The sequence below is a fragment of the Deltaproteobacteria bacterium IMCC39524 genome, assembly GCA_029667085.1.
Lineage (GTDB): Bacteria > Desulfobacterota > Desulfuromonadia > Desulfuromonadales > BM103 > M0040.
This window is the reverse complement of record JARUHJ010000003.1, coordinates 95,902-114,233: the sequence shown is the minus strand read 5'-3', so window position 1 is coordinate 114,233 and position 18,332 is coordinate 95,902. Positions and strand designations below refer to the sequence as shown.

Below are 18,332 nucleotides of genomic sequence, written 5' to 3'. Positions count from 1 at the left end.
TATTGCAAACAGACAACGAAGCCCCCAAAACAAAAGCCCTTCCACAATTTGTGGAAGGGCTTTTGTTTTTTTATTGGTGTCCCCATGGGGATTTGAACCCCAGTCGCCGCCGTGAAAGGGCGGTGTCCTGGGCCAGGCTAGACGATAGGGACTTAATTCTCAAGTACCTAGCAGGAAAGGCTCCTGCAATGTACGACGCTTTAAAAATGGTGTGCCGCGTAGGGATCGAACCTACGACCATCTGATTAAAAGTCAGATGCTCTACCAACTGAGCTAGCGGCACACGAGATGCGTCTTATAAACTGACCCGCGCTATGTTGTCAACTATATTTTGCTTAACTGCTAATATCTCACCCTTTTACGGGGTCTGTAACTTTTTCTTGGCTTTTTCTGCCTCTCCGGAGAGAGGGTAGCGTTTGATCAACTTCTGCAGCAAGAGCTCCGCAGTCGCCTTGTCGCCACTGGCCTCAAAGGCGAGTGCCTGTTTGAGCATAGCCGAAGCGACCTTCGGATGTTCGCCATAGGTCTCAATAACTTCTTCAAACTTCAGAATAGATTGTTCGTAAGCCTTTTCGGCGTAGTAGGTTTCACCAATCCAGTAGGCTGCGTTAACCGCGAGCTCGTCTTGTGGATACCGCTTGAGGAAGGTCTCCATCATGTCTCGGCCAGCTGCAAAATCACGCTGCTCACGAATCGTTTTGAGTGCACGCTCGTAAAGCTCGGGAGCGCTTTCACCGCCTGGCGTTACCGCTTGCGGTTTAACCACGGGTTGCTCAAGGATCGTCGGAGACGATGCGGCAACCGGCTTTTGCAGATCAACGCCACCGCCCCCTTCCAGCAGGCTAAGACGCTGTTCATGATCGACAATCTGTAAACTCAGCTCGTCACGAAGCAGAGCTAAATCCTGTCGCATATCTTCGTTGACGCGCTCCTGGTCACCCGTTTGTCCTTGCATCGACTGCAGGTCAACCCGCACGCCATCGAGCTCAGCCTGGAAATCAGCCTGGTTACGTGCCAGGGTTTCCACATGCGCGCGAACCCCGCCCGAGGCGTCATCCTGCAATTCCTTGAGTGCACGCTCCGTTTCACCGAGCCGCCGCTTCATCTCCAGCAGATCCCGCTGCATCTGCAGGTCTTGTTCTGTGACCACGCAACCGCTCAACAGCAGGCTGACAATCAGAAAAAACGGCAAACAGATTCGAAACATGGCTCTACTCCAAAGAACGCATCAGTAATGACGCGAGGACGCTTACTTGATCGCTTTGAATTCTGCGCGACGGTTTTGAGCCCATGCGCTTTCGCCTGCACCTTTGCTCAGGGGCTTCTCTTCGCCGTAGGAAATTACCGAAAGCCGCTTGGCGCTGATGCCCAGAGAAACCAGATAGCTCTTGGCAGCCAGGGCGCGGCTTTCACCGAGAGCCAGGTTGTATTCGTCGGAACCACGCTCATCGCAATGACCTTCGATGACGACGTTGGTACCACTGTTGGCCTGCAGATACTTGGCGTTATTGCCGAGAATGCTGCGTGCTTCGGCAGAAAGAGTGAACTGGTCAAAATCGAAATTGATCCGCTCCATACCAGCAATCTGATCATGAGTCGGCACGACTTCGCCCTGCATGGACCCTTCATCAGCGACTTTGACTTCAGAGGGCTGACTCATATCGGACTTACCAACGTCTTCTTGATCCATCTGGGGAGTAGACTTGGCACAACCGATGAGACTGCTGCAGAGGAAGAGGACGATCAGAACAAGTTTGAGAGTTTGCATTGCTTTCATTGTGGGCTCCTTGATTTAAGACAGGGGTCATAGCATCTCATTTAAAACGGCACGATGCTCACTAACTTTTTCGAGTCACGCATTATAACGAGCTAGACCATAAATAACAACCACTTGCTTTTGCCTTCGGCAAACAACCACTATTGCCGACGGAGCACTTACAAAACAGGCGTTAGAACTTCTGCTCTTTCCATTACCAACGCGGCGACCAGGCCGGGTGGCGACAATCGCTGTCCAGCTTTGTCAAGCGTCTGGCACCGGTACCGTCGTTGCGCATAACGTAAATCGCACGGTTACCACCCTTGTCTGATGAATAGATAATGAAGCGGCCGTCTGGACTCCAGCGTGGATGTTCGCTGTTACCGGGACCAAAGGTCAGGCGACGTTCGTCAGTGCCATCGATATTGATCGTATAGATATCGAACTGGCCGCCGATCTGGCGCGTAAAGGCAATGCGCTCGCCCTTCGGGCCCCAGGCCGGCGTGGCATTGTACTTGCCTTGGGTCGTCAACCTTGCAGCCTGGCCGGTAAAGGTGTCGGCGACAAAGATATGCGGATTGCCCTGCCGGTTGGAGACAAACGCTATTTGGCTACCGTCGGGGCTCCAGGAAGGATCACTGTCGATTCCCCAGCTGTCAGTGATCCGCTTACGTATGCGACCCGTGGTGCCGATCAGGTAGATCTCCGGGTTGCCGTCCTTGGAAAGGGTCAGGGCAATCTCGCGCCCATCAGGAGACATTCGTCCGGCAACGTTGAGACCCTGCTTGTAAGATAGCTTGGCCTCTTTGCCCGTGTAAATTTCCTTGCGATAAAGATCGGGGTTGTTGGCCCGGTAGGAGGTAAAGAGGATCTCTTTGCCACGTGGAGAGAAATCGGGGTTGAGTACGATCGAGCGATGGTTGGTCAGTCGAATCGGACGCTTGCCATCGACGTCCATCAACCAGAGTTCTTTATCCCCACTCAAATCGGAGATATAGGCGATGCGTGCACTGAAAGGGCCCTCTTCGCCGGTGAGTTCCTTAAGCACCAGGTCGGCAAAGGCGTGCGCCATGCGCCGGACATCCTTGGTCTCACCAACATAGCGTCGACCGGTCAGGAGCTTGCGGTTGACAACATCAAAGAGGCGCGCCTCGATGGTCAGTTTATCACCCTCAATTTTATAGGTTCCCTTAATCAGGGTTTCACTACCGAGCAATCGCCACTGCGGAAAATCAACCTGGATGCTGTAAAGCCCGATACGCTGCGCATCATCGAGAAAAGCTTCAGGATCAACAAACCGAAAGAGTCCAGAAAGATCCAAATCGGCATCGAGGACCTCGTTAAACTCCCCGGAGATCTGCGCTGACTCGGGGCCCTTGTCAGGCAGCAACCGGGTCAGAGCCAGGGGAATCGATTGTTCGCCGGGCGAGGAGATTTCAATTTCCGTGGCGGCCAAAACCGACCACGGCAGAACCAGACAGAAGAAACAAATCGTGAACCAGCGTATCAACATGCTTATTTTCCCCGGGCCATTTCCTTGAGGTTGAAGGTAACCAACAGATCGATCTGCTTCGGCAACGGCTGCGGCAACTGCTTCGATTTGGTGATTGCTCTTTTCAGAGAATCATCGAACTGCTGATTCCCTGAGGGTGTATTGATTCGGTAACGGATCATTTCTCCGGACGCCGCATAGGTCAGAGTGGCTTTCGCTTCAAGATCACGGAGTCGCGACTGATCCAGAAGATAAGGAGAAAGAGCCCAGTTTTGCTGGATAAAAGCCTGCACAAAAGCCAGAGCACTGACACCCACCTCGTCACCCGTACCGTCAGGCATCCCCACCGGCACGTCGGCTGCAACGGTGGCCGCCCCTGCGCTTAATTTGGCAATCTTGTCCTTTATGGCATCGCGCTCAGCTTGACGGGCCTGACGCTCACGAATCTCATCAAGAGCGCTCTTCACCTGCTGTTCGTTACGCGTATCTGACCTGACCTCCGACTTCGCCACTGGCTTCGGCTTGGGCTTGCTGGTCTGTACCGGTTTGACCAAAGGTTTGACGGCCGGCTTGGCCTTTTTCTGCACAGCAGGTGGTGCTGTCTGGACCGTGCGTTTGACTTCCGCAGCTTTCGGCTTCTTGGCCGGACGGGGATCGGGTCGTCCCGCCTGAGGATTGAGCACCGGCTTGTGAATCAGGTCAACGTAATAGACCGGGGGCTTGGGGCGGGTCTTGGTGCCGAACAGGTCAACGGTGAAGGCCACCCAGACCAGGCCGTGGACGAGCAGAGAGACAAGCAGCAAGCGACCGAACTTCGGATCCTTGTGAAAAGCGCTGATTTGGCGCAGAGACTCGACAGGCATCAGAGGCGCACTCACTTACTCTTGTGGTTCCTGAGCCACCATACCAAGCTTGGCGACTCCGGCGCGCTTGATTGCAGCCATCACCTTGACGACCGTGCCGTAAGGCACAGCCTTGTCGGCTTCCAGGTAGACGGTCTTGTCTTCACGTTCACTTAACACCTGCTGCAACACCGGAGTCAGCTTGCCCGCATCAGCGACGCTGTTCTTGCCGACCATGATCTCACCCTTGCGGGTTACGGTAATCACCAGAGGCTCTTTGACCGCAGTCAGGTTCGGCGCGTTTTCAACTTCCGGCAAGGCAACATCCACACCCTTTTCCATCATCGGTGCCGTGACCATGAAAATGATCAGCAGGACCAGCATGACGTCGACAAAGGGTGTCACGTTGATCTGGGCCAGCACCGTGCGCCGGCGATTGCTGTTTTGACCAACTTCCATATCAACGGCCCCGGCTCATACGCTGGACAATGTTCAACATCTCCTGGCAGAAATTATCCATCTCGCCAATCAAAACGTTGATCTTGTTAACAAAGTGGTTGTACCCAATAACAGCCGGAATCGCTGCGACCAGGCCGATTGCCGTCGCGACCAGAGCTTCTGAAATACCCGGTGCGACAACAGCCAGCGAAGCGCTGCCGCTGGTGCCGATGCCATGGAAGGCATCCATGATGCCCCAGACTGTACCGAACAGTCCGATAAAAGGCGCTGCCGAGCCGGTGGTGGCGAGAAAAGAGAGATATTTCTCCAGGCGCTGGGTCTGTGAAGTCGTGGAGCGCCGCAACACCCGGGCCACCCGTTCCTGCTCGCCGAGGTCAGCCACCAGGTTGCCATCTTCCTGACCTTCGCTCTGGCGGCGGTTCTGGGCCAACTCACTGTAGACTTCCCGAAACAGAACCGTGAGAGGTGAATGCCGATAGTCATCCAGGCCCTTGCCGATGGTATCGAAACTTTTCTTCGACCAGAAAAAATCGAGGAAACGCTCCGAGTCGGCTATCGCGCGATGAATGACCAGCTGTTTGTAGAAGATAATGGCCCAGGAGACCACGGAAAAATAAACCAGAATCAACAGGACCAGCTTGACGACCGGGCCGGCATTAAGAACCAATTCCAAGGGAGATCTCCTTACGCTTACGGGATGTCAGGCTGGCAACAGCAAAAGGCCAGCCTTGTCTGCCAATTGATTATCGGGTAGCGCTGACAGCAAGTCAACCGGCTTGCCGTTGAATTTATAGCCGTTCTTGCAGATCGGCAAGAAGATGACGGGCGGTCGCCGATTCGGGAGAGCGTATTACCAGCTGGCGCAGATCATCAATTTCATCCAGATCGTACCACTCTTCTGTTTCGGCGTAGCTCAAGCCGTTCCGCCGACAGGCCTGTCGGGTTGCCTGCAAGACCCCTGAGGTGCTCCAGGGGATGCCGGCAAACAACTCTGTGGTCGACCGCCTCAGACCGACGACAACATAGCCGCCATCACGGCAGGGGATGGTGACCACGTCCGTTTCCCGGAGTGACTGCAAAGCCTGATCAACCAGGCTTATGGGTAAATCGGGGCTGTCGGAGCCCGCCAAAAGAACCGGTCCATCAAGGAGATGAAAGAGTTCCTGGACAGCGTTGCTCATGCGATCGCCGAGACTATCACCAACTTGTGCCAGTAGCGGCAGCCCCGGGAAGGCTTCAGCAAACCATTCCCGTCGTCCGTCGTAGCAGAGCACCAGCGGCAAGTCCGCGGCGAGCAGACGATTCACAGTCTCGCACAGTGAGATCTGGTAGAGCCAACAGGCCTGCTCTGTGGTTAAGGCTGGAGACAGCCTGGTCTTGACACGACCCGCAACCGGCTCCTTGGCAAACAGGCCGATAACAGGGCCAGAATGATTAAAAATGTTGCTGTTTAACGAGTTATCCACCTTTTCCACAGGTTTATCCACGCTTTTCAGATTTAGTTCGTTCCACTTGGCCATAGGCAGAATGATTGTGAATCGACTCAAAATTTTCACAGGCAACCTTGAACCAGGTGATCTCGGGAACTTTGAGTAAACGCTGGGTAACTTTGCGCACCACGTCTTCGACAAACATTGGATTATCGTAAGCCATCTCGGTTAAGGCTTTTTCGTCGTCACGCTTGAGCAAGGCATAAACCGGTGCGCTGCCGCACTCTTCCACCCACTCGATCAGGTCTTCCAACCAGATATGATCGGTATAGCGGATCTCAACGGTCACGGCGCTGCGCTGGTTGTGAGCACCGCGTTCGCTGATTTCCCGCGAACAGGGGCAAAGCGAGGTCATGGGTACCGTGACGCCAAGCACAAAATCGTAATCCTCGCCGAGGCTGCCGGTCATATTGCACTGGTACTCCATCAAGCTGCGCGCTCCGGACGCTGGTGCCTGCTTCTCGATGAAATACGGAAACTCCAGTTCGAGGTGGGCACAACTGGCCTCAAGATGCTTTTTCATATCACTCAGCATGGTGTTCATGCGGTCGATACTGACCTGGCCGTGATACTGATTGAGTATCTCGATGAAGCGACTCATGTGGGTGCCCTTGAAGTGATGGGGCAGGTCAACATACATGTTGATGCGCGCAACCGTCTGCTGTTGCTCTTTGCTCTTGTCCATGACGACGATTGGGTAGCGGATATCCTTAACGCCGACCTTGTCGATGGCGATGTTACGATCGTCGTGGCTCTTCTGCATGTCAGGCATGCAGCCGGCTTCGCCTGTGGCGCGCATGGCCTGTGGCGCGTGCTGCGGAGAACCCTGGTCTTGTTTTGTTTGATTCATTTTTTTGCCTTTTCTCGCAACGCGCTACGCGCCCCGCGTCACATAATCAATCGGATCTTCCAAGCCCGCCTCGCGAAAGCCTTTCAAGCGCAAAAAACAGGAATCGCAGCGTCCGCAGGAAATTCCTGCCGGAGTCGGATCATAACAGGAGTGGGTCAAGCCATAGTCAACGCCGAGGTCCAGACCGGTGCGAATAATTTCCGCCTTGCTGAGTTGGATCAAAGGCGAATGTATGGTGTAGGGCTGATCGCCCTCGATACCTGCCCGGGTGGCAAGGTTGGCCATATTTTCAAACGCGCTGATAAATTCAGGGCGACAATCCGGATAACCGGAATAATCCAGAGCGTTAACGCCGACATAGATATCACTGGCACCGAGGACTTCCGCCCAACCCAGCGCAAAGCTGAGAAAGATCGTGTTCCTCGCCGGGACATAGGTGATGGGAATATCGTCTGTTGAGCTCTGATCTTTTGGCACATCAAGATCAGCGGTCAAAGCGCTCCCGCCGAACTGGCGCAGATCGATCTCCACCACCTGGTGTTTTACGGCACCGATCTTTGCTGCATACTCACGAGCTTTCTCCAGCTCGATGGTGTGTCGTTGGCCATAAGCGAAACTCATCGCGTAGGGCTCAAAACCATCCGCTTTGGCGATCGCCATACAGGTCGTTGAATCAAGACCGCCGCTATAAAGAACCACTGCTTTTTTATTCATTTTATTTTCTCGTTCCGCGTTCCAGTTTTTACAATCAACTGCCAAGCTGGTGAACCTTGAGCAGGTTGGTGGTGCCGGGATCAGAAAGCGGGCTGCCCATGGTAATCACCACGATATCTCCCTTGCTAAGAACTCCAGCTTCCAGAACCGCCGCATCCACCGAGCGAATCTGCGCTTCCGTGTCCCCTTCGATATCAACACGGATAGAGCGCACTCCTGCATAGAGGGCCATGCGTCGACGAACCGCCAGGGTCGGGGTCACAGCATAGACCGGCATGGGCGGCCGATACTTGGCGACCAGGGCGGCCGTACTGCCGGTCTGGGTGAAAGCCAGAATGGCCGCGGCACCGACGTTTTCAGCCACCCGACAGGCGGCCTGGCCAATTGATTCGGTGAGGCTAGGTGTGCTGCTCTGTTCTGACAGGGGATGAAAAAACTGTTCTTTGAGCTGCGGGTCTCGCTCAACATCGACGGCAACCCGCACCATCATCTCCACCGCTTCACAGGGATAATCTCCCGAAGCTGTTTCCGCTGACAACATGACCGCGTCGGTACCATCGAGGATCGCGTTGGCAACATCGGACGTCTCGGCGCGGGTCGGTCGCGGGTTATTGACCATGCTCTCCAGCATCTGGGTTGCCGTGATGACCGGCTTACCGGCCAGGTTACACTGCCGGATGATATGCTTCTGGATCAGGGGAACTTTTTCCGAGTTGATCTCCACACCCAGATCACCGCGCGCCACCATGATACCGTCGGCCGCTGCGAGGATTTCAGTAAAAGCTTCCACCGCTTCCGGTTTCTCAATCTTGGCGATGACCTGGATCGACGCCTGTCTTTGTGCGAGGAGTTTTTTGAGCTCGATGACTTCTGCCGCCGTACGCACAAAAGAGAGCGCCAGATAGTCAAGCTCCTGCTCTATACAAAACTCAAGGTCGGCCAGATCTTTTTCGGTCAGAGCGGGTGCAGAGACGGCCACGCCCGGCAGGTTCATGCCTTTGCGATTCTTCAGCTGCCCTCCCACAAGCACACGGCAATGCACTTGTTCGCCGCTGATTTTTTCAACCTGAAGCTCCAAAAGGCCGTCATCCAGGAGGATTCTGTCGCCATCACTCACATCCTGCGGTAGTGACTTGTAAGTGGTTGGGATAACACCATCCTCACCCAACACATCGGCCGTGGTAATTACCACTCTTTCACCACTGGTCAGGGTCATGACATCGCCGCGCATCATACCGGTACGAATTTTTGGCCCCTGCAGGTCACCGAGAATGGCAACAGCGCGCCTGCGATTCCGCGAGATCTGCCGGATCAGGGCCACCGTTTCGGTTAAAGCATCATGCTGGCCGTGAGAAAAGTTAAGGCGGAAGACATCGGCGCCCGCCTCCATCAGAGCCAGCAACATCTCTTTACTGCAACTGGCCGGACCAACCGTGGCGACTATTTTGTTTCGACGAAAAGCTATGACAGGCAAAGGATCTCCTTTAAAGGTTTTGTGGACCTTTGAATTTTTATTCTCTCTTTTGCACAGCTTCTAACTATAGCATAGCGCAGAGGCCTGTTAAACCGGCAAAAGTGTTGCCGAAAAGGGAAGTGCTATGGTAGAAAAGTCCGTTCTACCTGTATCTTACACCCTTATGGGAAGAAGAGGTCTCTTCTTCATGTAGAGATATCAGGTTCAATCGAGGGTTATATGCCAAAACAGAAAGAGAAACAAAAAAAATCATTGCTTACCATACTGACCCGAACCCTGTTGACCCTGGGTCTGCTTGGCCTGCTGCTCGCCATTTTGATTCCGGTAGGCGCTTACCTCTACATCTCCAAGTCTTTGCCCAAGGTCGATACCCTTGCAGACTATCGCCCGCCAATTATCACCCGTGTGCTCAGCGACGATGGCTCGGTTATTGCCGAACTGTTCGAGGAGCGCAGGATCATCGCGCCAGTGTCAAAGATGCCGAAACAACTCGTTCAGGCCTTTGTTGCGGCGGAAGATGCAAACTTCTTCAAACACCAGGGCATCGACATTGTTTCGATTATCCGGGCAGCGATCAAGAATATTAAAGCGGGCGGCATTGTTCAGGGCGGCAGCACGATCACCCAGCAGGTTGCGAAAAGTCTTTTACTGACCCCGGAGCGCAAATTCAAGCGCAAGTTTAAAGAGGCCATTCTTGCTTATCGCATGGAAAAGCGTCTCTCCAAGGAAGAAATTCTCTACCTCTACCTCAACCAGATCTATCTCGGTCATGGTGCCCACGGCGTGCAGGCTGCTGCCGAGAACTATTTCGACAAAGATGTCGAGAACCTGACTCTCGCCGAGTGCAGTATTCTCGCTGGCTTACCGAAAGCTCCCAGTCGCTATTCCCCTTACCGTCATTATGAGCGCGCCAAGGATCGGCAAGTTTACGTTCTAGGCCGCATGGTCAGCGAGGGCTTCATCACCCAGGAAGAAGCGGATCAGGCTGCGGCACAAGAGCTCGTCATTCGCCCGCGCATCAATCAACACCTGACCAACGCGGCTTATTTCACCGAACAGGTTCGGCGCTACCTTGAAGACACCTACGGTGAAGAACAGCTCTACCGTGGCGGCCTCGAAGTACAGACCAGTATGAACCTGCAGATGCAGCTTGCCGCCCAGGCGTCGGTGCAAGCCAACCTGCGTGATCATGACAAACGCCGGGGCTACCGCGGCCCACTTGCTGTTTTGACTCCTGAAGAAGAAGGGCTCTTCCTGAGTGAACAGGTTGCATCCTTTGCTGAAAAGACACCGCAGGTTGATGATTTCATCGAGGCCGTCGTCAGTGGTTCTGACAAAAAGAGTTTGCACCTCCGCTTTGCCGACCGGGAAGGGCGCATCTTGCTCAAGGAAAGCGAATGGGCCGGCCCGATCCAGCAGGTCAAACGCACCGAAGCAGAAAGCGGCAACGCCAATGAGCAAGCAACCCGCCTGCCGCTTGGTTCCAGGATCCAGGTGCGTGTCCTCAATATCCCGACAGAAGACCCCTGGCAGCTGAGTCTTGAGCAGGAGCCGCAAGCCCAGGGCGCTTTGCTGGCCATGGATCCTCACACAGGACAGATCAAGGTCATGGTCGGTGGTTACGACTTCCGCACCAGTCAGTTCAACCGGGTTCTCCAGGCCCGACGCCTGCCCGGTTCAGCGATGAAGCCCCTGATCTACGCATCGGCCCTCGACAAAGGCTATACGCCGGCCACTGTGATTCTCGATACTCCCTTGATCTACAAAGAACGCCTGGAGAGTGGTGAAATCAAGGAATGGAAGCCGAAGAATTACTCCAAGCGCTTCTACGGACCGGTTCCTCTGCGAACCGCTTTGGCCAAGTCTTACAACGTCATCACCATTAAAATCCTTGAGGATATCGGCGTCCGCTACGCGGCCAACTACGCCCGCAAACTCGGCATTGAATCGGATCTTGCCGAAGACTTGACCCTTGGTCTTGGCTCTTCGGCGTTAACCCCGATGGAACTGGCACGCAGCTACTCGGTGCTCGCCAACGGTGGTGTGCGCGTTGCGCCGACCTACATCAACAAGGTTCTCGATCGTGATGGCAAGGTGATTGAATCGAACGACCCGGCAGACTTCCCGGCTGGACCTATGAGTGGTCAGAAGCTGATCGGCCAATCCCGCAACCGCGTTATCAGCCCAGAAACAGCCTACCTGACCACCAACCTCCTTGAGAGCGTCGTGCAAAATGGCACGGGTTGGCGTGCCAGAAGCTTGAAACGCCCCACTGCCGGCAAAACCGGCACCACAAACGATCTCAAGGATGCCTGGTTCATCGGCTACGTCAATCAGCTGCTTGCCGTCTCCTGGGTCGGTTACGACTTGGAACGTCCTCTCGGCAAGCAAGAAACCGGCTCCAAGGCAGCGGCTCCCGCCTGGGTTGCATTCATGCTCGAGGCAACCAAGGATATGCCGGTTGAACATTTTCCTGTCCCGGACAGCATCCTATTTCGGCCCATTGATCCACTCACTGGTCTACTTGCGCCCGAAGACAGCCAGGACATCGTAATTGAGGCTTTTGCGCCCAATACCGCTCCGGTTCGTTATGCACTCGATGAGAAGACACCTGAGGCAAAGGACTTTTTCCGACTGGATATGGATGAGCTTTAAATTTTCATCATGGTTTTATGTAAAAAGGGACACGACTAATGTCGTGTCCCTTTTTTTGATTGTTTTTATCTTACCCCTACTTCTGCCGCCCAACCCCAACCTGCGGACACCGATCCACAACCGGACAATTTGAACACCAGGCAGTCTGCGCCCGACAACATTGCCGACCATGAAAGATCAAGACATGTGCAGCTTGCGTCCAACGCTCTTTCGGCAGCAACTTGCAGAGCTGCTCTTCAATGCCTTCTGCGGTGCGCACCGTAACCCATCCCAGGCGCCCGGCGATTCGACCGACGTGGGTATCCACCACCATCCCAGGCGTAGCAAAGGCATTGCCCAAAACCACGTTGGCGGTTTTACGGCCAACCCCGGGCAAGGCAACCAGAGCGGACATCTCTTGCGGAACCTTCCCCTGATGTTCTTCAACCAGCGCCCTCGAACATCCGATCAGACTCTTTGCCTTGTTGCGAAAGAACCCGGTCGAGCGGATTAACTCCTCAACGTCACCAAGCTCTGCCTGCGCCAGACTCAAAGGATCTGGAAAGCGATTGAAAAGAACCGGTGTCACCATGTTAACCCTCACATCTGTACACTGTGCCGAGAGGATTGTCGCTATCAGAAGTTGCCATGGGTTGTCATGCAAGAGAGCACAATGAGCGTCCGGATAGCTTGCTTCAAGACGATCCAGGGTGTGCAATGCATGAACTTTGCTTATGCGGCGGGTTTTCATTTTTTTAATGATTTTTACCCGGTTCAATGGGAGTTATCAACCTTATCCACAGAGTTTTCCACGGCGTGGGCTTGTCACGACTCTTTTAACCTGGAGCGGCCTCCATGCGACCACCGGTCAACTGTCTAAGACGCACGGAGCGGCGAGTGTCGGTAATCTGTACCGTCATCGTCAAAGGTAAATGGCCTGACGCCTGGCGGGCTATGTAACTACGATTGATGGAAGCGTCAAGGATTCGTACGCCACCACGCAGATAAGCACGGTCCCGGCCAAAAACCGGGCAACGGGAAGGGTAGGTGCCCCGCCACAGGGGCCGACGGGCCCGGCGCAGCACAGAGGCCAATTCCAGGTTGCCTGCACCCCAAAGAAAATCGGCAAAGTCACCAACAATTAATGCCGGGCACGCCATAGATGGGTTGCCGAGCAGTTCTGAACCGAGCAAACGTGTGACCTGGTGACTGCGAAAACGCGGGAAACTGTCCAAGCTGACATTCAAGAGGTGCAGGCGCTTGCCAGCCAGCTCGACATCAGCCCGCAGGCACTGCCCACCATAACCAAGATCGAATCGCTGCACGCCTTTGAGGGGAAAAAAGGAAAGATAAGCCAAGGGTCCTCCGGTCACATCCCGGAAGGCCTCAAGACCGAGGCGCTCAGACAGGTAGGGGAGGATATCGGCATGGTGCACCGCGCCGAGCTCCTGCAGGATGACAATATCAGGAGCAGCGTCGGCGATAACATTCAGAATCCGGTCAGGATTCACCTGACCATCGCCACCTCGGCAGCCCTGAATGTTGTAAGTCATGATGCGAGCGGTGGACATACCTGCCTCGCTAACGTCATTACTCGCAGGGTAACGACTTCAGCTTGCTCTTCCGAAAAAGAGTTTACTTAACCAATGACCGATTTTACTTTGCTACACGTTTGACGCTCTTGATAACAACCGGTTCGGCGGGAACATCACGGAAACGTTTAAACGTGTGGGTTTTGGTCGTACCGATCTTGTCAACCACATCCATGCCCTTGATGACCTTGCCGAACACGGCGTAGCCGTACCCCCTGACAGAGGTGTCCTTATGATCGAGAAAATCATTATCCTTGAGGTTGATGAAGAACTGGCTGGTCGCACTGTCGACGACGCCGGTGCGAGCCATAGCGATCGTGCCACGCAGGTTGCGCAAACCATTGCCTGCTTCGTTCTTGATCTGAGCGAGAGTCTTTTTGGGCGACATATCAGGGGTAAAGTTTCCGCCCTGAATCATAAAATCCTTAATGACCCGGTGAAAGATCGTACCATCATAATGGTTGCTTTCAGCATAGGCCAAAAAGTTTGCTACTGAAATAGGCGCTTTTTCGTTATCCAGCTCAACAGTTATATCGCCATGATTGGTTTCTATTACAACAACCTCGAAAGCGAGCACAGGTGCGGTAAATAAAAGACTGGCGGTAAGAATCATCAAGATTATTTTTTTCATCATTTTTATCCCCTTAAAATGGTTTTTTTATTCGTCTTCTGAAGTCAGGGCCCGCGTCATCAGGTCAGCAGCCGCCTGCTTCGGGTCTTTCTCTTCGTAGAGAACCTGGTACATCTGCTCCGTTATCGGCATGGCAACCCCAAGCTTGGCGGCCAGTTGATACGCGGAAAGGGTGGTCTTGACCCCTTCGGCAACCATACGCATCTGATTGAGGATTTCGTCCAGTTTGCGTCCTTTGCCCAGCTCGATACCGACCGAGCGGTTGCGGGAAAGGTCGCCGGTACAGGTCAGCACCAGATCGCCCATGCCGGCCAGGCCTGAAAAGGTCGTTTCCTGGGCACCCTTGGCTTCACCGAGACGGGAAATTTCTACCAGACCCCGGGTAATCAGGGCCGCTCGCGCATTGTGGTTAAAGCCAAGACCGTCACCAACACCGGCAGCCAAGGCAATCACGTTCTTCATCGCCCCGCCAATTTCAACGCCAACCACATCCTGGTTGGTATAAACACGGAAATAATCCGTGCTGAAAATTTCCTGAACACGGTGCGCAACTTCAGGATCCTCCGCTGCAACGGCAACCGCCGTTGGTTGCTCTACGGCAACTTCACGCGCAAAGGAGGGTCCGGAAAGAAAAGCACTGCGTTTGGCGACCTGCTCACCAAGAACTTCCTGCAAGACCTCGGACATAGTCAACAGGGTACCGTTTTCTATCCCCTTGGCCGCAGAAACCAGCAGGCAATCTTCTGTAATGTAAGCTTTGAGATCTTTTAGGACGTGGCGCATGACCTGCGATGGTGAAACCAGCAGCATGAGTTGGCTGTTTTTGGCAGCCTCTGACAGATCGTTGGTATAAGACAGTTTACTTGAAAGCGTTATCCCACCTAGATAGAGATCGTTGACTCCTGTTTCCTGCAGGCGTTTAGCCAGGTCTGCTTCGTAAACCCAGAGGGTGACATTGTGACCCTTTTTAGCCAGAACATTGGCAAGGGTGGTTCCCCAGCTACCGGCACCGATGACTCCGATTTTCATCATGTCAAATCCTCTCACCCTTGGCGTAATGAACAACCGAAAAGCGCTAAATCGCCTTCTTTTTCTTTTCAATCCGCTCGCGTACCTGCTCCGTCTTGCGAGTCAGGATATCTTCTTTGGGATAAATCCCTTTAAGCTCCTCGAGAATTTTCAAAGCTTCCACGAGCTCTTCCTGCTCTTCCAGTACCGTTGCCAGACCGAAGCTTGCTTCTACAGCATAGGAGCTTTCCGACCAGCGCTCAATAACAACCCGATAGGCCCCGGCCGCTTCCGGAAGCTTTCCTTCCAGAGCGTAGGTCATGGCAATTCGGTATTGAACTTCGGCAAAAAGATCGCTTTGCGGATCATTCTTGAGCAGGCTTTCAAACTCTATCCGGGCCTGGGCAAAGTTATTCAGGCGGAAATAGCAGTCTGCCACCTCGTATTGCAACTGATCGCTGTTGCTATCGGCATCATCGAGAACCTTCTGGTAGACAGCAATAGCCTGACCACAGTCGTTGAGCCGATACTTGTAAAGCACAGCGACCTGCTTCCTGGCAGCAAACACCTCTGGGGCGTCCGGGTAATCCCGCTCCAGCAGCAGGTAGGTCAGCAGGGCATCGGAATAACGACCCAGATACAGATCCTGTATTTCAGCGACCTGAAAAAGAGCCTGAGGTATCCGCACAAAAGACGGCTGCTCAGCGTGAAGCTCCTTAAAGAGCTCAACCGCTTCGCTATACCTGGCTTCCTGCCTGAAAGCGAGGCCTTGCTGGAAACGTTCTTCGAGTCTTGTTTGTAAATTCGCCTGGTACCAGTAAGCGCCGGCGGCGACCAGCGCCACCATGATCAGACCGAGTAAAATCCAGAGCCGCTGCTTAGGCGCCTTCCCCTGGCGCGTCAACTCCTCCAGAAGGAGCTGTTTCTTCAATTTCTGGATTTCCTTCGTCATCTTCCTTCTCTGCCAGCTTGGCGACGGCAACAATACGTTCATCAGCCTCGAGCACCATCAGGCGAACCCCCATGGTGTTTCGGCCGATAACGGAGAGGGCACTTACCCGTGTACGCAGCACCTTACCCCGGTCGGTAATAAACATCAGATCTGATTCATTGTCTACCAGTTTAACATCAACCACCTGGCCATTGCGACCTCCGGTCTTGATCGTGATAATACCTTTACCGCCGCGACTCTGTACGCGGTATTCGGTAAGACTGGTGCGCTTGCCGTAGCCGGTTTCTGTAACGGTGACCAGGGTCGACGCAGTCGCATCGGAGACAACCTCCATGCCGATGATTTCATCATCTCCTTCGAGCATCATACCGCGAACACCCCGGGCTGTGCGGCCCATGGGGCGGGCGTCGCTTTCGTTAAAGCGAATCGATTTACCGTTATGGCTGGCAAGCAGAATATCCATGGAGCCATCGGTCAGACGCGCAGCGATCAGGCTATCACCTTCGTCGATGGTCAGGGCAATAATGCCACCCTGGCGGGGATTCGAATAAGCCAGCAAATCAGTTTTCTTGACCGTGCCTTTTTGCGTAGCGGTAATGATGAAGCGGCCTTCCTCAAATTCCTTGACCGGCAGGATCGTCATGACCTGCTCATCCGCTTCCAGGTTGAGGAGGTTGACGATCGCCTTGCCGCGTGCAGCCCGGCCGCCTTGCGGAATCTCATGGACCTTGAGCCAGTAGACCTTGCCCCTGCTGGTAAAAATCAGGACATAGCTGTGGGTTGAAGCAATAAATAGGCTTTCAACAAAATCCTCATCCTTTGGTCGCATCCCTGTCGAACCTTTGCCTCCCCGGCGTTGTGCCCGGTAGAGAGACACAGCGTTACGCTTGATGTAGCCGGAATGGGATACGGTGACCACCATATCTTCTTCGACGATCATGTCCTCGATGGAGAGATCCGCCGCAACAGCGAGGATCTCGGTACGACGAGGATTGCCGAAGCGATCCTTTATATCTATCAGTTCGGTCTTGATGATTTTGAGTATCTCGACCTCGCTGGCAAGGATCTCCTTGAGGCGCTTGATCAGCGCCATGACCTGGTTATACTCCTCGATAATCTTGTCACGCTCGAGGCCGGTCAGGCGGTGCAGGCGCATTTCAAGAATCGCCTGGGCCTGGATATCACTCAGCTCGAAGCGGGAGATCAATCTCTCCTTGGCTTCAGCCGGGTTGGCGCTGGTTTTGATCGTTTGAATAACCTCGTCGAGGTTGTCCAGGGCGATCTTCAGACCTTCGAGGATGTGGGCGCGGGCTTCGGCTTTCTTCAGCTCGAACATGGTGCGTCGAGTCACGATCTCCTTGCGGTGGTCAATGAAGAGATCCAGCACTTCGCGCAGCTTAAGAATCTGTGGTTGGCCTTTGACAATCGCCAACATGATGATGCCAAAAGACGAATGCATCGGCGTCATCTTGTAGAGCTGGTTAAGCACCACCTGGGGGATGCTGTCACGCTTCAACTCGATAACGATGCGCATGCCGTCACGGTCCGACTCATCGCGCAGATCGGAAATACCTTCGATCTTCTTGTCCCGAACCAGGTCGGCGATCTTTTCAATCAGTCGCGCCTTGTTAACCTGGAAAGGAATCTCGGTGACGATGATGCTCTCACGACTGGTGCGGCTGTTCTGCTCGACCATCGCCTTGGCGCGCATCGGGATAATCCCTCGACCGGTGCGGTAAGCCTGGTGGATGCTGTCTCGGCCCATGATGAAGCCGCCGGTCGGAAAATCAGGGCCCGGGATCAGCTCAAGCAGTTCCTCAACCTCTAGCTTCGGGTTATCGATTACCGCAATCAAGCCATCGATAATCTCTCCCAGGTTGTGTGGTGGTATCTTGGTCGCCATACCGACCGCAATACCCTCAGAGCCGTTGACCAGCAGGTTGGGATACTTGCAGGGCAAAACCAATGGCTCTTCGAGAGAGTCATCGTAGTTGGGTCCAAATTCAACCGTTTCCTTGTCCAGGTCGCTTAGTAGTTCATGGGCCAACCGATCCATGCGAACTTCTGTATAACGCATAGCCGCCGCCGAGTCGCCGTCAACCGAACCGAAGTTTCCTTGTCCGTCGACCAGAGGATGGCGCATGGAGAAGTCCTGGGCCATACGAACGATGGTGTCATAAACCGCCGAGTCACCATGGGGATGGTATTTACCGATAACGTCACCGACCACGCGAGCCGATTTCTTGTACGGCTTGTTGTAGTCGTTGTTCAGTTCATTCATGGCGAACAACACCCGCCGGTGAACCGGTTTTAGACCGTCTCGCACGTCCGGTAGAGCCCGGCCGACGATTACACTCATCGCATAGTCCATGTAGGACTTGCGCATTTCGTCTTCGATATTGACGCTGACTTTGTTCTGTTCTGAAAGCATCTAGGTT

Annotated in this window: 17 protein-coding genes and 2 tRNA genes; 1 reads left to right on the top strand and 18 read right to left on the bottom strand. The window is 54.0% G+C overall.

Annotated features, from left to right (window positions below; translation table 11 throughout):
• Nucleotides 1-74: 74 nt before the first annotated feature.
• The 12 genes from P9J64_08665 to pyk form a co-directional block, all read right to left on the bottom strand.
• Nucleotides 75-152, bottom strand: a tRNA-Glu gene (locus P9J64_08665).
• Between the two features lie 55 nt (nt 153-207).
• Nucleotides 208-283, bottom strand: a tRNA-Lys gene (locus P9J64_08660).
• A 75-nt stretch (nt 284-358) separates the two neighbouring features.
• A complete protein-coding gene (gene ybgF / locus P9J64_08655; GenBank protein ID MDG5468388.1) occupies nt 359-1,207 on the bottom strand; it encodes a tol-pal system protein YbgF in 849 nt (282 codons plus the stop codon).
• 42 nt (nt 1,208-1,249) lie between these two features.
• Nucleotides 1,250-1,777, bottom strand: coding sequence for a peptidoglycan-associated lipoprotein Pal (pal, locus tag P9J64_08650; GenBank protein MDG5468387.1), 528 nt, complete (start codon nt 1,775-1,777; stop codon nt 1,250-1,252).
• Nucleotides 1,778-1,970: 193 nt separating this feature from the next.
• A complete protein-coding gene (gene tolB, locus P9J64_08645) occupies nt 1,971-3,269 on the bottom strand; it encodes a Tol-Pal system beta propeller repeat protein TolB (GenBank protein MDG5468386.1) in 1,299 nt (432 codons plus the stop codon).
• Between the two features lie 2 nt (nt 3,270-3,271).
• Nucleotides 3,272-4,126 (bottom strand): TonB C-terminal domain-containing protein, encoded by an 855-nt coding sequence (locus P9J64_08640; protein ID MDG5468385.1) that lies wholly within the window; start codon nt 4,124-4,126, stop codon nt 3,272-3,274.
• The gene (tolR, locus tag P9J64_08635) at nt 4,127-4,549 is read right to left on the bottom strand and encodes a protein TolR (protein ID MDG5468384.1); all 423 of its coding nucleotides are present in this window, start codon (nt 4,547-4,549) and stop codon (nt 4,127-4,129) included.
• Between the two features lies 1 nt (nt 4,550).
• A complete protein-coding gene (gene tolQ / locus P9J64_08630) occupies nt 4,551-5,222 on the bottom strand; it encodes a protein TolQ (GenBank protein MDG5468383.1) in 672 nt (223 codons plus the stop codon).
• Nucleotides 5,223-5,337: 115 nt separating this feature from the next.
• Nucleotides 5,338-6,036 (bottom strand): TIGR04282 family arsenosugar biosynthesis glycosyltransferase, encoded by a 699-nt coding sequence (locus P9J64_08625; protein ID MDG5468382.1) that lies wholly within the window; start codon nt 6,034-6,036, stop codon nt 5,338-5,340.
• Nucleotides 6,029-6,811: a GTP cyclohydrolase FolE2 gene (gene folE2, locus P9J64_08620; GenBank protein ID MDG5468381.1), complete on the bottom strand. Its 783-nt coding sequence runs from the start codon at nt 6,809-6,811 to the stop codon at nt 6,029-6,031. Before folE2 ends, P9J64_08625 begins: the two co-directional genes overlap by 8 nt.
• 102 nt (nt 6,812-6,913) lie before the next feature.
• A complete protein-coding gene (gene queC / locus P9J64_08615; protein ID MDG5468380.1) occupies nt 6,914-7,603 on the bottom strand; it encodes a 7-cyano-7-deazaguanine synthase QueC in 690 nt (229 codons plus the stop codon).
• A gap of 34 nt (nt 7,604-7,637) precedes the next feature.
• Entirely contained in the window at nt 7,638-9,077 is a 1,440-nt protein-coding gene (gene pyk, locus P9J64_08610; GenBank protein MDG5468379.1) for a pyruvate kinase, read from the bottom strand.
• A gap of 219 nt (nt 9,078-9,296) precedes the next feature.
• On the opposite strand from pyk, the gene P9J64_08605 reads away from it, so the two are divergent.
• On the top strand, nt 9,297-11,732 hold the full coding sequence (locus P9J64_08605) for a PBP1A family penicillin-binding protein (GenBank protein MDG5468378.1): 2,436 nt from the start codon (nt 9,297-9,299) through the stop codon (nt 11,730-11,732).
• Nucleotides 11,733-11,808: 76 nt separating this feature from the next.
• On the opposite strand, the gene nth is transcribed toward P9J64_08605, so the two are convergent.
• The 6 genes from nth to gyrA form a co-directional block, all read right to left on the bottom strand.
• Nucleotides 11,809-12,462 (bottom strand): endonuclease III, encoded by a 654-nt coding sequence (gene nth / locus P9J64_08600; GenBank protein MDG5468377.1) that lies wholly within the window; start codon nt 12,460-12,462, stop codon nt 11,809-11,811.
• 85 nt (nt 12,463-12,547) lie between these two features.
• Entirely contained in the window at nt 12,548-13,282 is a 735-nt protein-coding gene (locus tag P9J64_08595; GenBank protein MDG5468376.1) for a hypothetical protein, read from the bottom strand.
• An 85-nt stretch (nt 13,283-13,367) separates the two neighbouring features.
• Complete coding sequence (locus P9J64_08590; protein MDG5468375.1) at nt 13,368-13,937, bottom strand: peptidylprolyl isomerase; 570 nt, start codon at nt 13,935-13,937, stop codon at nt 13,368-13,370.
• 24 nt (nt 13,938-13,961) lie between these two features.
• Nucleotides 13,962-14,963 carry an NAD(P)H-dependent glycerol-3-phosphate dehydrogenase gene (locus tag P9J64_08585; protein ID MDG5468374.1) on the bottom strand — a complete coding sequence of 334 codons (1,002 nt, stop codon included), beginning with the start codon at nt 14,961-14,963 and terminating at the stop codon, nt 13,962-13,964.
• A 46-nt stretch (nt 14,964-15,009) separates the two neighbouring features.
• Nucleotides 15,010-15,894, bottom strand: coding sequence for a tetratricopeptide repeat protein (locus P9J64_08580; GenBank protein ID MDG5468373.1), 885 nt, complete (start codon nt 15,892-15,894; stop codon nt 15,010-15,012).
• Nucleotides 15,821-18,325 (bottom strand): DNA gyrase subunit A, encoded by a 2,505-nt coding sequence (gyrA, locus tag P9J64_08575; GenBank protein ID MDG5468372.1) that lies wholly within the window; start codon nt 18,323-18,325, stop codon nt 15,821-15,823. The genes P9J64_08580 and gyrA overlap by 74 nt, the downstream gene beginning before the upstream one ends.
• Nucleotides 18,326-18,332: the final 7 nt, after the last annotated feature.